General features: G+C 59.8%; 16 protein-coding genes. 3 read left to right on the forward strand and 13 right to left on the reverse strand.

Annotated features, from left to right (window positions below; all coding sequences use genetic code 11):
- Positions 1-26: 26 nt before the first annotated feature.
- Entirely contained in the window at positions 27-725 is a 699-nt protein-coding gene (gene rplA / locus ACR0FE_RS05850) for a 50S ribosomal protein L1 (RefSeq protein ID WP_170613573.1), read from the reverse strand.
- Between the two features lies 1 nt (position 726).
- Positions 727-1176: a 50S ribosomal protein L11 gene (gene rplK / locus ACR0FE_RS05855; RefSeq protein ID WP_010440985.1), complete on the reverse strand. Its 450-nt coding sequence runs from the start codon at positions 1174-1176 to the stop codon at positions 727-729.
- Positions 1177-1489: 313 nt separating this feature from the next.
- Here rplK and ACR0FE_RS05860 point away from each other — a divergent pair, with 313 nt between their 5' ends.
- A complete protein-coding gene (locus ACR0FE_RS05860) occupies positions 1490-2350 on the forward strand; it encodes a hypothetical protein (protein ID WP_480911658.1) in 861 nt (286 codons plus the stop codon).
- The gene (locus tag ACR0FE_RS05865; protein ID WP_480490567.1) at positions 2347-3111 is read left to right on the forward strand and encodes a hypothetical protein; all 765 of its coding nucleotides are present in this window, start codon (positions 2347-2349) and stop codon (positions 3109-3111) included. Before ACR0FE_RS05860 ends, ACR0FE_RS05865 begins: the two co-directional genes overlap by 4 nt.
- A gap of 132 nt (positions 3112-3243) precedes the next feature.
- On the opposite strand, the gene nusG is transcribed toward ACR0FE_RS05865, so the two are convergent.
- The 10 genes from nusG to ccoN form a co-directional block, all read right to left on the reverse strand.
- The gene (gene nusG / locus ACR0FE_RS05870) at positions 3244-3777 is read right to left on the reverse strand and encodes a transcription termination/antitermination protein NusG (RefSeq protein WP_170407498.1); all 534 of its coding nucleotides are present in this window, start codon (positions 3775-3777) and stop codon (positions 3244-3246) included.
- A gap of 201 nt (positions 3778-3978) precedes the next feature.
- Positions 3979-4176 (reverse strand): preprotein translocase subunit SecE, encoded by a 198-nt coding sequence (gene secE, locus ACR0FE_RS05875; RefSeq protein ID WP_050605011.1) that lies wholly within the window; start codon positions 4174-4176, stop codon positions 3979-3981.
- A gap of 67 nt (positions 4177-4243) precedes the next feature.
- The gene (gene ccoS / locus ACR0FE_RS05880; RefSeq protein ID WP_170613579.1) at positions 4244-4402 is read right to left on the reverse strand and encodes a cbb3-type cytochrome oxidase assembly protein CcoS; all 159 of its coding nucleotides are present in this window, start codon (positions 4400-4402) and stop codon (positions 4244-4246) included.
- A gap of 4 nt (positions 4403-4406) precedes the next feature.
- Positions 4407-6584, reverse strand: coding sequence for a heavy metal translocating P-type ATPase (locus tag ACR0FE_RS05885; RefSeq protein ID WP_480911660.1), 2178 nt, complete (start codon positions 6582-6584; stop codon positions 4407-4409).
- 4 nt (positions 6585-6588) lie between these two features.
- Positions 6589-7047 (reverse strand): FixH family protein, encoded by a 459-nt coding sequence (locus ACR0FE_RS05890; protein WP_170613583.1) that lies wholly within the window; start codon positions 7045-7047, stop codon positions 6589-6591.
- A 2-nt stretch (positions 7048-7049) separates the two neighbouring features.
- Positions 7050-8477: a cytochrome c oxidase accessory protein CcoG gene (ccoG, locus tag ACR0FE_RS05895; protein WP_480911662.1), complete on the reverse strand. Its 1428-nt coding sequence runs from the start codon at positions 8475-8477 to the stop codon at positions 7050-7052.
- Positions 8478-8816: 339 nt separating this feature from the next.
- The gene (gene ccoP, locus ACR0FE_RS05900; protein WP_321251211.1) at positions 8817-9680 is read right to left on the reverse strand and encodes a cytochrome-c oxidase, cbb3-type subunit III; all 864 of its coding nucleotides are present in this window, start codon (positions 9678-9680) and stop codon (positions 8817-8819) included.
- Positions 9677-9862, reverse strand: coding sequence for a cbb3-type cytochrome c oxidase subunit 3 (locus tag ACR0FE_RS05905; RefSeq protein ID WP_170613588.1), 186 nt, complete (start codon positions 9860-9862; stop codon positions 9677-9679). Before ACR0FE_RS05905 ends, ccoP begins: the two co-directional genes overlap by 4 nt.
- A 12-nt stretch (positions 9863-9874) precedes the next feature.
- Positions 9875-10603: a cytochrome-c oxidase, cbb3-type subunit II gene (gene ccoO, locus ACR0FE_RS05910; RefSeq protein WP_170613590.1), complete on the reverse strand. Its 729-nt coding sequence runs from the start codon at positions 10601-10603 to the stop codon at positions 9875-9877.
- Positions 10604-10617: 14 nt separating this feature from the next.
- Positions 10618-12225 carry a cytochrome-c oxidase, cbb3-type subunit I gene (ccoN, locus tag ACR0FE_RS05915; protein ID WP_170613592.1) on the reverse strand — a complete coding sequence of 536 codons (1608 nt, stop codon included), beginning with the start codon at positions 12223-12225 and terminating at the stop codon, positions 10618-10620.
- 197 nt (positions 12226-12422) lie between these two features.
- On the opposite strand from ccoN, the gene ACR0FE_RS05920 reads away from it, so the two are divergent.
- Entirely contained in the window at positions 12423-13262 is an 840-nt protein-coding gene (locus ACR0FE_RS05920) for a universal stress protein (RefSeq protein ID WP_480911665.1), read from the forward strand.
- Positions 13263-13319: 57 nt separating this feature from the next.
- On the opposite strand, the gene ACR0FE_RS05925 is transcribed toward ACR0FE_RS05920, so the two are convergent.
- Positions 13320-13574 (reverse strand): GlsB/YeaQ/YmgE family stress response membrane protein, encoded by a 255-nt coding sequence (locus ACR0FE_RS05925; RefSeq protein WP_170613596.1) that lies wholly within the window; start codon positions 13572-13574, stop codon positions 13320-13322.
- Positions 13575-13599: the final 25 nt, after the last annotated feature.

Consider the following 13599-nt stretch of genomic DNA (forward strand, 5'->3'; position numbering starts at 1 on the left):
TTTCGTGTTTTTGCAGAGGCTGAGGCTTATTCGCCCGAAGCCTGCGCAACATCAACAGTCACGCCCGGGCCCATGGTCGAGCTCAGCGCGATTTTCTTCATGTAGGTGCCTTTGGCGCCCGACGGCTTGGCTTTGGCAACAGCCGAGACAAATGCGCGGACGTTTTCGACCAGCTTGGCTTCGTCGAACGAAGCTTTGCCAACACCGGCGTGCACAACGCCGCCTTTTTCCGCCTTGAACTGAACTTCACCGCCCTTGGCTGCTTCCACGGCCGCTTTCACGTCCATGGTCACGGTGCCGACCTTGGGGTTCGGCATCAGGTTGCGAGGACCCAGAACCTTACCCAGACGGCCAACGATCGGCATCATGTCCGGGGTTGCGATGCAGCGGTCGAATTCGATGGTGCCGCCCTGAATGGTTTCCATCAGGTCTTCTGCACCGACGATATCTGCGCCTGCTTCTTTCGCTTCGTCAGCCTTGGGGCCACGAGCGAAAACAGCAACGCGCATGTCTTTGCCGGTGCCGTTCGGCAGGCCGACAACGCCTCGCACCATCTGGTCTGCGTGACGGGTGTCAACGCCCAGGTTCAGAGCGATTTCGATGGTCTCGTCGAATTTCGAGGTTGCATTGCCTTTGACCAGGGCAACGGCTTCTTCGACCGACAGGTTTTCCTTGCCGGCGACAGCTTCGCGCGCAGCGCGGGTACGTTTACCGAGTTTTGCCATCTTATTTCACCTCGATGCCCATGGAGCGGGCCGAGCCCAGGATGATCTGCATTGCGCCTTCGACGTCGTTGGCGTTCAGATCTTTCATTTTGGCTTCGGCGATTTCACGAACCTGCTTCGAGGTCACGGTTGCCACGGTCTCACGACCTGGGTTTTCCGCGCCGCGGGGACGGTTACGCTTGCCAACCGGCTTAAGGCCAGCCGCTTTTTTCAGGTAGTAAGACGCGGGCGGCGTCTTGATGTCCATGGTGAAGGACTTGTCCTGATAGTAGGTGATCACGGTCGGGCACGGAGCGCCGGGCTCCATGTCTGCGGTCTTGGCGTTGAACGCCTTGCAGAATTCCATGATGTTGATGCCGCGCTGACCCAGCGCCGGACCAACTGGCGGCGACGGGTTCGCCTGACCTGCAGGAACCTGCAGCTTCATTGTACCAGCAAGCTTCTTGGCCATTTGGTTTTCCTTTCAACTTAGGTGAAACGCGTCTCACCCAGATTATGTTGCGTGGTCCGATCCGGGATCGCGATCCCTGCAATCTCCCACGAGAGAATCTCGCCCGAAGACGATAGAGGCGGCACATACAGCGGAACGGAGGGGTTGGCAAGTGGCTGGCACCCTATTCCCAAGTGACCCATTTGTATACCAGTCGGGCTTCGGTGAGGCCAGGGAACTGACGGAACAAAATGATTTTATTGAATACATAAGTTGCGTCGGAGACGCAGGTGGGTATCTTGGTGAAACTTGGACACAAAAGAGGTGGTCAGGGATGGGATCATCTCGGCTGAACAAGGGATTACTGATCTGCGTTCTTTTTGCCATGCTGCCGGGCTGTGGCAGCAGGGCTCAGGATCAGGGCGAAGGGTCTGGATCGGCAACCCAAACCGACGACACCGACAGCACAGCGTCCTTCGGCGCAACAGGGATCGACCCCGCCACTTACGCCGGTCGGTTTCAGATCAAGTTCACCAAGGAAGTCCCCGTTCGCGACATTCCGGTGCCTTTCACGGTCTACAGCGGCCTGGAAGAAGCCAGCCCTACCCGCTTGCGGTTGAGGGCGTTCATGGACTTGCGCGGCTTGCAGGAAAAGGCCCCCCAGATACTGACGGGTCCGCTTGAAGAAAGCTGCAAACGCCAAATCCACCTCGAGATCCGGGATGTCACTGCCAAGGATGACACCGTCAGGGTCGAAGGCTCGGCCCGTGCACGATTTACAACCTGCAACCGGCGCCAGGAACCGGGCTTTCGTTATTTCGGGGGAACCGTGGACGCGGTTGCCGTCGCCAAGGCAGAGGTAAAAGGCCAGTGCCTTACATTCAGTATCGAAGACATTGATCTGAACCCGCGCGGGTTCATCGGCGCTGTCTCCAACCTCTTCGGCCTGACCAGCCGCATTAATGAAGCCGTCCTTGAAAAGGGTGGCGAGTTTTTGGCTGCCAACCCGGTCTGTCCGCCCTTGCCCGAGGAATTCACGGTTCTCGACCCGAATTATGAATCCGGAGGCACGCGCGAGATTGCGCCCGGCGGGCTGGGCGCAGCCATCACCGGATCGGCTGATGTCAGCGCAGAGACCATCGTCAAAGTCCTTGGTGGGCTGCAGGACCTCGGCGTATTGGAGTTTGCCAAATGAGACGGTGGTTGGTTTTCCCGGCCCTGATGGCCGCAGCGCTGGGTGCCCATTCGTCCGGCGCACAAGAAGTGACTTTTGTCATCGATGCAACCCAGCAGGTCCGGGAAACGGAACTGCCATACAAGCTTGATCTGAGCCTGACCGCAGTTGCGCCCACTCGGATCGGGGTGGGCGCCCTTCTCGATCTGCGCGAAATCCAGAAAACGGTGCCCGAGCGATTGGCGGACAATGCCATAATCGACAACTGTGGCCTGCAAGTGCGCCTGGACGATTTGAGCCTGCAAGCTCTGGACGATGCGATCGATCTGGATGGCGACGTGACCATCACGATTTTCGAATGCAGCCGGACCAGTGAACGCGACTTTCAGCGGGGTGAACAGAAAAGGGCAATCCTGGCGAACATGTCCACCGAAGCGACCGTCGAACTGCGTGACAATTGTGCCTACTTCAAACTCATCGACCTGACGCTTGCGGCCCCGGAAGAACAGCGCGAACAGCTTCTGGAGGATGACACGCTCGAGTCGGCAAAGGAACTTATGCTGGCCGCTGTTGACCTTGTATTGAACGAAACCCCCTTGTGCCCGGAATTACCCCCCGAACTCGCGTCCCTTGACCCTACTTACGACAATGGCGGTCCAAAGGAGATCGGAGAGGGCGGGCTTGGTGTTTTTTTGGAAGGATCGGTGGATGTCAGCCCTTCGACCATTCTCGACATTCTGACGGTTCTTCAAAAACAACAACTGATCCCCGGCCGACCATAACCGTAAAGCACCTTCCTTGCTGGGGAAGTAGCCTGCAGTTTTTGCCTGGGCCAGTTTCACTGGACCGGCACAACAAAAAAGCGCCACGTTGCCCAGGGCATCGCGGCGCTTCGAAACGCGTTGGCGAGCTTGTCAGCTCTGCTTGGTCACCTGCGTGAAGTCCAGCTCGACCGGGGTTTCCCGGCCAAAGATCGAGACCGAGACCTTCAGCTTCTGGTTCTCGTCGTCCACGCCTTCGACCATGCCGTCAAAATCCTCGAACGGGCCATCGTTGACCTTAACCTTTTCGCCGATCTCGAAAGTGATCATCAGCTTGGGCGCTTCTTCACCTTCCTGAACACGGTTCAGAATCTGGTTCACCTCGGCGTCGCGCATCGGCATCGGGCGGCCCTGCGGACCCAGGAAACCGGTGACGCGGTTGATCGAGTTAACCAGGTGGTAGCCCTGATCGGACATTTCCATATGCACCAGCACATAGCCTGGCATGAAGCGGCGCTCGGTCGTAACCTTCTTGCCCCGGCGCACTTCGATCACCTCTTCGGTGGGCACCAGAACTTCGTCGATATCGTCCTCAAGGCCCTGCTCGGCCACCGACGTGCGGATCTGCTCTGCGATCTTCTTTTCGAAATTCGAAAGAACGCTGACCGAGTACCACCGTTTCGCCATGAACCTGCCGTCCTTGTTTGCCTTAGGTCGCATCCGCACATCCGGATGTACCGTCATTGAAATTCTGTCGCGAGACCCGGAACAAAAAGCGGCGCGCAGCCCGAATCGCCGCACGCCCATTCCGGATAGTTCCGCGTGAACTACTCTGACATTGCGCGCGGCGCAAGGGGGCAGCCGCGTTTCCGCACTGCCCGTCCCGTCTTAGCTAAACGCGCCCAGAATCAACTGCAGCCCGCCGCGAATGCCCAGATCCACCAGCGCAAAGAACACGGCCGTCAGCGCCGCCATGATGAACACCATGACCGTGGTCAACAGCACCTCGCGCCGGGTCGGCCAGACGACCTTGGATACTTCGGCACGGACCTGCTGGATGAACTGGATCGGGTTTGTGGTGGCCATGAGGCTTTGTCTCTCTGCTAGCGGATGCGCCCGTCATAGCCGGGCATTGCGGCAATTTCAAGGGCGGTTAGGGCTTGGGCTTGTCGTCCCATTCGTCGCTCAGAATCCGCCGGGCATCGCCTTCGGGATCGTCGTACTGGTTCGACCGCACGGTATAGACAAAGGCCACAAGACCGACACCGCCCAAAAGCAGCGAAATCGGAATGAGATAGGCCAGAACTTCCATCAGATCACCTCAGCCGCAAGGCGTTCAGGGACACGGTGATGGACGAGGTCGACATCGCCAGCGCCGCGATCAGTGGCGTCGCCAGCCCGGCCACCGCCAGGGGTACCGCGATGACATTATACACGGTTGCGATCTGGAAGTTTTCACGAATCCGTCTGGTCGCTTTTGTGGCCGTGTCGCAGGCATCGGCGATGGGCGACAGGTCGTTGCCCAACAGCACGATATCCGAGGCAACCCGCGCCGCATCCAGCGCCGAGGCGGGCGAGATCGACACATGCGCCACCGCAAGGGCGGCGGTATCGTTCAGGCCATCCCCCACCATCAGAACCTTTTTCCCGTTGTCGCGCAGGTCCTGAACACGCTGCGCCTTGTCCTGTGGCAGCGCTTCGGCCACCCAGTTTGCGATACCCAGATTTCCAGCCAGCTTTTCCACTGCAGCCCGTGTATCGCCTGAAATCAGGATCACATCCTTGCCCGCTTTCCTGAACGCCTCAACCGCGCTGGCCGCGCCCGGTCGCAGAGCGTCCGCGAACACGAACGGCACGGGTTTACAGCTCCCGACCGCAAGCCATGCTGACGTCTGAGTGCCGGATTCGGCTCCGACCCAATTCGCCCGGCCCAGCCGAACGCGCTGTCCTTTGTGTTCGCCTTCGGTGCCAAAACCTGGCACTTCGACCACAGCGTCAAGGCAGGCCGGCCTGATACCCGCGTCACGCGCCGCTTTGGCCAACGCGACGGAAAGCGGATGCGCCGACGCCTCGGCCAGCGCCAGCGCAACTTCCAGATCGGAACGGGAATGATCCGCCAGATTGGTCAGTTCGGGCGCACCCGATGTCAGCGTGCCGGTCTTGTCGAAGACAACAGTATCCACCTCGGCCAGACGCTCCAGCGCTGTAGCGTGTTTGATCAACATACCCTTACGGAACAGCCGCCCCGATGCCGCCGTCGTCACCGCAGGCACCGCCAGCCCCAGCGCACAGGGGCAGGTGATGATCAGAACCGCCGCCGCAATGTTCAGCGCCGTGCGGATATCGCCGGAATAGATGTACCAGCCCACAAAACTGAGCGCCGATAGGACGTGCACCCCGGGCGCATACAGCTTGGCCGCCTTGTCAGCCAGCGAGGTATACCGCGACCGGCCCGATTCAGCGATGGCCACCAGATCGGCCATCCGGTGCAGCGAGGTGTCCTCGCCCACCGCTGTCGCCCGGATCGTCAGCGGACCGGTCAGATTGACCTCGCCCGCGCTGACTGTCAGCCCAGCTTCGGCAAAAACCGGCAGGGTTTCCCCGGTCAGCAACGAGCGGTCAAGTTCCGACCGGCCCGAAACGATCTCTCCGTCCACGGGCATACGGCCACCGGGCCGAACGAGGATCAGGTCACCGACGGCCAGCGTCGCGACGGCCACCTCCTCTTCTGTGCCGTCGACCAGCCGGATGGCGCGCGGCACTTCAAGCGCCGTCAGTTCCTCGGCCGCGGACCGGGCAGCGGCGCGCGTGCGATAATCCAGATACCGTCCGGCCAGCAGGAAGAATGTCAGCGTCAGCGCAGCGTCGAAATAGGCATGTTTGCCGCTCAGCGCAGTTTCCCAAAGCGAGGTGATCAACGCCAGCAGGATGGCCAGCACGATCGGCACATCCATGTTCAGACGGCGCACGCGCAGGGCGCTCCAGGCATTGGCGAAGAACGGCTGCGCTGAAAAGGCGATGGCAGGCAACGCAATGGCCGCCGAAATCCAGTGGAACATGTCGCGCGTCGCGTCCGTGGCCCCGGACCAGACGGAAACCGACAGCAGCATCACGTTCATCGACGCAAACCCGGCCACCGCCAGCCGCATCAGCAAATCCCGGCCCGCCTTGTCCGTCTGCGTGGCCGACAGCGCACCGGTATCCAGTTCATGCGCCTCAAACCCCGCCTGTTTCAGCACCGGGATCAGATCGGCGGCGCGGATCTCAGGCGCGGCCTTAATCATCGCCCGTTTCAGGGTCAGGTTGACCCGCGCATCCTCGACGCCCGGAAGCGCGTTCAGTTCCCGCTCGATCGTCGAGATGCAGGCCGAACAGTGAATGCCAGGCAGGGACAGGGCGATCTGGACATCCTCGGGAACCGTACGCGCAGGCTCGGCCGGGGCCGCGACGCAGCCGGGACAGGCCATGGTTCCGGGTGAGGGTTGCGCCGTCATCAGCCTAGCCTTTGACGTAAAGCGGAATACGCTGCGAGAAGGTCGCCCCTTCGCCATCCTTGGCGACAAGCCGGATGTTCCAGTTGCCCTCTCCAAGGGTCGCCGGGGTGGAATATGCGGTTCCGTCAAACACAAAGTCGGGGGTGAAATCCTCGCGCACATGGGTCGCCCGCCCCACAACGGCCTGCAATTGATCGACCCTGACCGGCTCGCCTTGCGCGTCGTTGATGTGCAGTATCAGCAAGCCGCCCTTGGTCTCGGCCCGCACGTCCCAACCCAGCGCCTGCTGTTCCTGCAGACGCTCGTTGAACTCCTGGCTGGCGACATACGAGTTTTTGACCTCGAGCCCGGGAAAGGTTTTGACCGCACTGTAGGCCAGTACAAGATTAACACCGATGATCACGCCGAAGGCGGCGACAAACACGGCCAGCGCGTGCTTTCCGGTAAACTGTCGTTCTGCCATTCTCAGTTCCCTCGTCCGTTGAACGTGGTGTCCTTGTACGCGCGTTCACCGCTGATCAGATCCTCGACCCAGATACGAACCGGCGTCGCGTCGGTGTTGGCTGGGTCGGTGTCCTTCAGGGCGGTTATGTAAACGCGGCTCAATTGTGCCGTATCCGCGCTGACATTCACAGTGTCTATGATCGTTCCTTCAATCTCCAGCCGCATGGCCGGGTCTCCGGTCAGGGACAGTTTAAACAACCGATCCTCGCCATGTTTGTTGCGCAGACGCACGTCGTAGGTATTGCGGATCGTGCCGTCTGACAGGGTGACAAAGGTCGGATTGCGTACCGGCGCCACGGTCAGGTCGATGTCGGAACGGATGAACAGGGCAAACAACAGGCCTAACCCAACCAGCGCCCACAGCGCGGTGTACATGATCGTGCGCGGGCGCAGAATGTGCTTCCAAACATTCTTGGCCGGCTGCCCCGAGCGTTCATGCGCCTCGTCGCTCAGCGCCATATAATCGATCAGGCCGCGCGGCTTGCCGATCTTGGCCATCATGTCATCACAGGCATCGATGCAGAGCGCGCAGGTGATGCACTCCAATTGCTGGCCGTCGCGGATGTCGATACCAACCGGGCAGACATTCACGCAAGCCATGCAGTCGATACAATCGCCCAGTTCGGTGTCAGCGGTCCGCTTGCCCTTGCCGCGCGGCTCGCCCCGCCATTCGCGGTAGCCGACGACCAGCGTGTCCTCATCCATCATAGCTGCCTGAATACGGGGCCAGGGGCAGGCGTAAATGCAGATCTGCTCACGGGCAAACCCGCCGAACAGAAAGGTCGTGCCGGTCAGGATCAACATGGTTGTGTAGGCGATCGGGTGCGCGTTGCCCGTCACCAGATCCCGCGCCAGTGTCGGTGCATCCGCGAAGTAAAAGATCCAGGCCCCGCCGGTGGCCAGTCCGATCAGAAACCACGCCCCCCATTTCGTCGCCCGCAGGCGGGCCTTGCGGAAATCCAGTTTCCTCTGACGATGCAGCCGCAAGCGCGCGTTCCGGTCGCCCTCGATCCAGCGCTCGACCAGAATGAACAGGTCGGTCCAAACCGTCTGCGGGCAGGCATATCCGCACCAGACCCGGCCCAGGGCCGAGGTGAACAGGAACAGTCCAAGCCCTGCCATGATCAGCAGACCGGCGACAAAATAGAATTCATGCGGCCAGATTTCGATCCAGAAGAAATAGAATCGCCGGTTCGCAAGATCCAGCAACACGGCCTGATCCGGCAGGCTGGGACCCCGGTCCCATCTGAACCATGGGGTGATGTAGTAAATCCCCAGGGTCACAGCCATGATGATCCATTTCAGGTTACGGAATGGACCCGACACGCGCCGCGGGAAAATCGGCTCACGTGCTGCATAAAGGCTGGGGGCAGGGTCGGAATCGCTCACGGGCAGGCTCCACGTCTGGCTTTGATCAGGCGTCTTTTCCCAGATCATGCGCTGACCAACTTTGACATGTGTCAAATGCGCATCGGGCAGACACCTTTTGTCACACCTAGCACATTTTCGGTCGGTTTCAGCGAAGAAAGGATAGGCCGCAAAGCGGAAAACCGGCAGGTTAATCGGTGACATCCGACGAAGATGGCCACACCGGAAACTGGACCCGGGCAGGTCCTGGTTCTATTCTCGGGAAAGTCGGCACCGGCTGTTCAGGAAACGCGCGAACAGATGGAACAGCCGGTGCCTAAGCCTTCGGGCGGCGAACCGCCCGAAGGTGTTCACTTATCTTTATTGACCGCCACCCAGCTGGTGGACGTAAGCCGACACGGCGCGGATCTGTGCCTCGGTCAGGCGGTTTTCCCACGCGGGCATGACCCCGAAGCGGCTGTAGGTAACCGTCTCTGTCAGCGCCTCTTCCGAGCCGCCGAACAGCCAGATCGCGTCGGTCAGGTTCGGTGCACCTTGCGTGACGTCGCCGGTCCCGTCCTCGCCATGGCAGGACGCGCAGTTGTCCTCGAACACGACCTTGCCAGCCTGTGCCGCTGCATCGTCGGTCTGGGCGTTGGTCAAGGACATGACATACTGAACCACCTGCGTGATCTCTTCCGCTTCGAGGATTTCACCAAAGGCAGGCATCTCGGAATAGCGCGCATCGTCGCTTTCTTCGTTTCGAATGCCATAGGCCACAGTGTACTCGATATCCTCAAGCGAACCGCCCCACAACCAGGCGTCATCCAGCAGGTTCGGGAAGCCCGGCGCGCCCTGCGCGCCCGAGCCGTGGCACTGCGCGCACCACGTGCGGAACACAGCGCCACCCGAATTGACGGCGTATTGCTGCAACTCGGCATCCTTGGCGATGTCTTCCAGCGGCGTTTCCACCAGCTTCGCGTTCCAGGGCGCATTGGCTTCTTCGAACGCAACCATCTCCTGCTGAACCAGCGCCCGAGAAGACCAGCCCATGACACCGGCGGTTGCCGACTGTACCAGAGGCCATGCCGGATACATGATCGTGTAGATCACACCCCAGACGATGGTGGCGTAGAAGGTCCACAGCCACCAGCGCGGCATCGGATTGTCGAATTCCTCAATCCCGTCCCAGCTGTGGCCGGTGGTGTTCGGATCACCCGGCTGTTTTTCAGGTGTCTTGCTCATTGCCGCGCCTCCTTGGATGTGGCGGGTTTGTCTTGATGCCGGAAGGGGATGTTGGCGGTGTCATTGTATTCCTTGCTGGCACCGGGGCGGAAAACCCAGATGATGATGCCCACAAAGAAGACAAACAGCACAAGCAGCATCCAGCTGTCCGCGAACTGCCTGAGAAGGGTGTACTCTTCCATCACGATCCTCCCTTAGCGGCTTGCGTCCGGGGTGAAGGTCGAGAAATCGACCAGCGTTCCCAGCATCTGCAGATAGGCGACCAGCGCATCGGCTTCGGTCAGTTCGGGCTGACCGTCGAAGTTCCGCACGTTGACCTTGTCGCCATAGCGTTCCAGCAGCCCGTCATAGTCGCTGTCCGGATCGGCCTGAGCGCGGAAGTCCGCCACGGCGTTTTCCAACATCTCGTCGGTGTAGGGCGTGCCGACCATCGCGTTCGCTTTCATGATGTCGCCAATGTATTTGCCATCGATCTTGCGATGCTCGAGGAAGCCGTATTTCGGCATCACCGATTCCGGCACCACCGACTGCGGATCACGCAGGTGGTCCACCTGCCACTGATCCGAATACCGGCCGCCGACACGGGCCAGATCGGGCCCGGTGCGCTTCGACCCCCACTGGAAGGGATGGTCATACATCGATTCAGCCGCCAGCGAGTAGTGGCCATAGCGTTCGACCTCGTCCCGCATCGGACGGATCATCTGGCTGTGGCAGGTATAGCAGCCTTCGCGGATGTAGATCTCACGCCCCGCCATCTCGAGAGGGGTGTAAGGACGCATGCCCTCCACCTTCTCGATGGTGTTCTCAAGGTAGAACAGGGGCGCGATCTGCACGATGCCGCCGATGGTCACGACCAGAAAGCTGAAGATCAGCAGGAGGGTCGCGTTGGTCTCGAGGATCTTGTGTTTGTCGAGAATTGCCATAGCTCCGGCCCTCCTTATTCAGCCGGGACCGAGACGGTCAGGCTGGCCTCTTTGGCCGGCGCTTTCCGCACAGTCATCCACAGGTTGTAGCACATGATCACAGCGCCAGCGACGAACAGAACGCCACCCAGAGCACGAACCACATACATCGGGAACTTGGCGGCCACGGTGTCGGCGAACGAGTTCACCAGGAAGCCGTTGGCATCCACTTCACGCCACATCAGGCCTTCCATGATACCGGTCACCCACATCGACGCGGCGTAGAGCACGATGCCGATAGTCGCGAGCCAGAAGTGCCAGCTGACCATCTGCAGCGAGTACAGGCGTTCCCGCTTCCACAGAACAGGCACCAGGAAGTACAGCGCACCAAAGGTGATCATGCCGTTCCAACCCAGCGCACCCGAGTGCACGTGACCAATGGTCCAGTCGGTATAGTGAGACAGGCTGTTCACGGCGCGGATCGACATCATCGGGCCTTCAAAGGTGGACATGCCGTAGAAACCGACCGAGATCACCATCATGCGGATCACCGGGTCTGTACGCAACTTGTCCCATGCACCCGACAGGGTCATCAGACCGTTGATCATGCCACCCCAGGACGGCATCCACAGGATCACCGAGAACACCATACCCAGCGTCGACGCCCAGTCAGGCAGCGCCGTATAGTGCAGGTGGTGCGGACCGGCCCAGATATACAGGAAGATCAGCGCCCAGAAGTGGATGATCGACAGCTTGTACGAGAACACGGGGCGCTCGGCCTGTTTCGGGATGAAGTAGTACATCATGCCCAGGAAGCCCGCAGTCAGGAAGAAGCCCACGGCGTTGTGGCCATACCACCACTGGATCATGGCGTCCTGAACACCCGACCAGACGATGACCGATTTCGAACCCCAGATGCTGACAGGGATGGTCATGTTGTTCACCAGGTGCAGCATTGCGACAGTGACGATGAACGCCAGATAGAACCAGTTGGCCACGTAGATATGGGGCTCTTTCCGCTTGATGATCGTGCCCAGATAAACGGCCAGATAGGCGACCCAGACAATTGTCAGCCACAGGTCAACATACCACTCGGGTTCGGCGTATTCCTTGGATTGCGTACCGCCAAGGACATAGCCGGTTGCCGCCAGCACGATGAACAGCTGATAGCCCCAGAAGACGAACCACGCCAGATTGCCACCCCACAGGCGCGCGGCGCTGGTGCGCTGCACAACATAGAACGAGGTTGCGATCAAGGCGTTGCCACCAAAGGCAAAAATCACCGCCGATGTGTGCAGCGGACGCAAACGGCCGAAGTTCAGATATCCTTGGGCCCATTCGAAATTCAGTGCCGGAAAGGCCAACTGAAACGCAATGAAAGTTCCTGCAATAAACCCGACCACGCCCCAGAAGGCAGTTGCGATCACGCCATAGCGGATCACGTCATCCATGTACTCGGCCGAGCGGTCTACGAGAATATCTGGCTCATCTGTGTTTCGAAGCGTCCAGATGAACAATCCAACGGCGATCAGCATCACCAGAATCGCGTGCACCTGATACGCCAAATCCCGTGCATAGTTGGACCCGATCGCGGCAAAAATCACGATCAGACCAAGCACGATCAGCTTGATGTAATTTGACATATTGCGTCCCTTTGCATGCCCCGTGCGATTCTTGACGCCGCACGAAACCCATTTGACTGGCCGCTGTTCTGTCTGACAAGGGCCATAGCTGCTTTGATCTGTGTCAAGACAATAGCCTGTTTTCCGTGGCAGTGATAAACAATTGAGTGGGTTAACTGGTCGCAGCTTGCCCCCCGCGCACATCGAGTGAGGTCAAAATGGCTTACAAATCCCTTCTAACAGTCATGACAGAGACAAAGCAGGCGAACGCGGCACTGGCCCAGCTTGTAGCTCTGGCAAACGCGCAGGACGCGCATGTCGAAGCGCTGTGTCTCGGCGTTGATCGTAGCCAGACCGGCTACTATTACGCTGGCGCAAACGCCTTGATCCTTCAGGAGACGCTCAGCCGCGCCAATGCCGATTCCGACGCTGTTCTGGAGTATGCAAAGAACTACCTGGGCAAAACCGGGATCCGCTGGTCCGCGGAAAACGGCGTGGCCCAGATTGCCGATATCGGCCGCCACGTGGCCCATCGCGCACGGTTTTCCGATCTGGTTGTGCTGCCGCAGCCTTATGGCGAGGATCGCGCGGCCGAGGCCGAGCCCATCATTGAAGCCGCCATGTTCGAAGGCCACGCACCGGTTCTGGTTGTGCCCGATGATGTGACGCCGTTCGAGAAACCAAAAACCGTTCTGATCGGATGGAATGAAAGCGTCGAGGCCATGCGGGCCATCCGCCGCGCCCTGCCCTTCCTGAAACAGGCGGACCTGGCGCGCATCGTCGTCATCGATCCGCCGCGCCACGGACCAGACCGCTCGGACCCGGGTGGATTGTTGTCACAAATGCTGGCCCGGCACGGGGTGAAATGCGAAATTGACGTGCTGAGCAAAACCATGACCCGCGTCTCGGACATCCTCAACCGCCATGCTGGCGATACCGAGGCTGACCTGATCGTCATGGGCGCTTATGGCCATTCGCGGTTCCGCGAGGCCATTTTGGGCGGTGCCACCCGCAACATGCTGGAACAATCCGTTGTGCCGGTCTTTTTGGCCCATTGATCCGAAGGGACGTGCGGCTTGCAGATACTGCCCCTTTCATTGGGGCAGTATTCTAAACTAGTTGCGCCGGATCAGGCCGATCACGAACAGCAGGATCACCGCACCGATGGTTGCGAAAAAGATCGACGAGAATAGCCCACCGCCAACCGAAAAGCCCAAGGCCGGGAAAATCGCGCCCGCAAGAAACGCGCCGACGATCCCGATGATGATATTGCCGAACAGGCCAAAACCCCGGCCTTCCATGATCTTGCCTGAAAGCCATCCGGCGATTGCGCCGATGAACAACATTGCAAGCAGGCTGGTGAACTCCATCCGAATCTCCTTTTGCGTATCGGGT

The sequence above is a fragment of the Ruegeria sp. K7 genome, assembly GCF_056531785.1.

Coding starts and splice junctions, on each gene's coding strand:
- ccoN (WP_170613592.1), bottom strand. CDS start 12,225: ATGTCAAATTACATCAAGCTGATCGTGCTTGGTCTGATCGTGATTTTT.
- ACR0FE_RS05920 (WP_480911665.1), top strand. CDS start 12,423: ATGGCTTACAAATCCCTTCTAACAGTCATGACAGAGACAAAGCAGGCG.
- ccoS (WP_170613579.1), bottom strand. CDS start 4,402: ATGGAAGTTCTGGCCTATCTCATTCCGATTTCGCTGCTTTTGGGCGGT.
- ACR0FE_RS05890 (WP_170613583.1), bottom strand. CDS start 7,047: ATGGCAGAACGACAGTTTACCGGAAAGCACGCGCTGGCCGTGTTTGTC.
- ACR0FE_RS05905 (WP_170613588.1), bottom strand. CDS start 9,862: ATGGAAGAGTACACCCTTCTCAGGCAGTTCGCGGACAGCTGGATGCTG.
- ACR0FE_RS05865 (WP_480490567.1), top strand. CDS start 2,347: ATGAGACGGTGGTTGGTTTTCCCGGCCCTGATGGCCGCAGCGCTGGGT.
- ACR0FE_RS05860 (WP_480911658.1), top strand. CDS start 1,490: ATGGGATCATCTCGGCTGAACAAGGGATTACTGATCTGCGTTCTTTTT.
- ccoP (WP_321251211.1), bottom strand. CDS start 9,680: ATGAGCAAGACACCTGAAAAACAGCCGGGTGATCCGAACACCACCGGC.
- rplA (WP_170613573.1), bottom strand. CDS start 725: ATGGCAAAACTCGGTAAACGTACCCGCGCTGCGCGCGAAGCTGTCGCC.
- ACR0FE_RS05925 (WP_170613596.1), bottom strand. CDS start 13,574: ATGGAGTTCACCAGCCTGCTTGCAATGTTGTTCATCGGCGCAATCGCC.
- nusG (WP_170407498.1), bottom strand. CDS start 3,777: ATGGCGAAACGGTGGTACTCGGTCAGCGTTCTTTCGAATTTCGAAAAG.
- ACR0FE_RS05885 (WP_480911660.1), bottom strand. CDS start 6,584: ATGACGGCGCAACCCTCACCCGGAACCATGGCCTGTCCCGGCTGCGTC.
- rplK (WP_010440985.1), bottom strand. CDS start 1,176: ATGGCCAAGAAGCTTGCTGGTACAATGAAGCTGCAGGTTCCTGCAGGT.
- ccoO (WP_170613590.1), bottom strand. CDS start 10,603: ATGGCAATTCTCGACAAACACAAGATCCTCGAGACCAACGCGACCCTC.
- secE (WP_050605011.1), bottom strand. CDS start 4,176: ATGGCCACCACAAACCCGATCCAGTTCATCCAGCAGGTCCGTGCCGAA.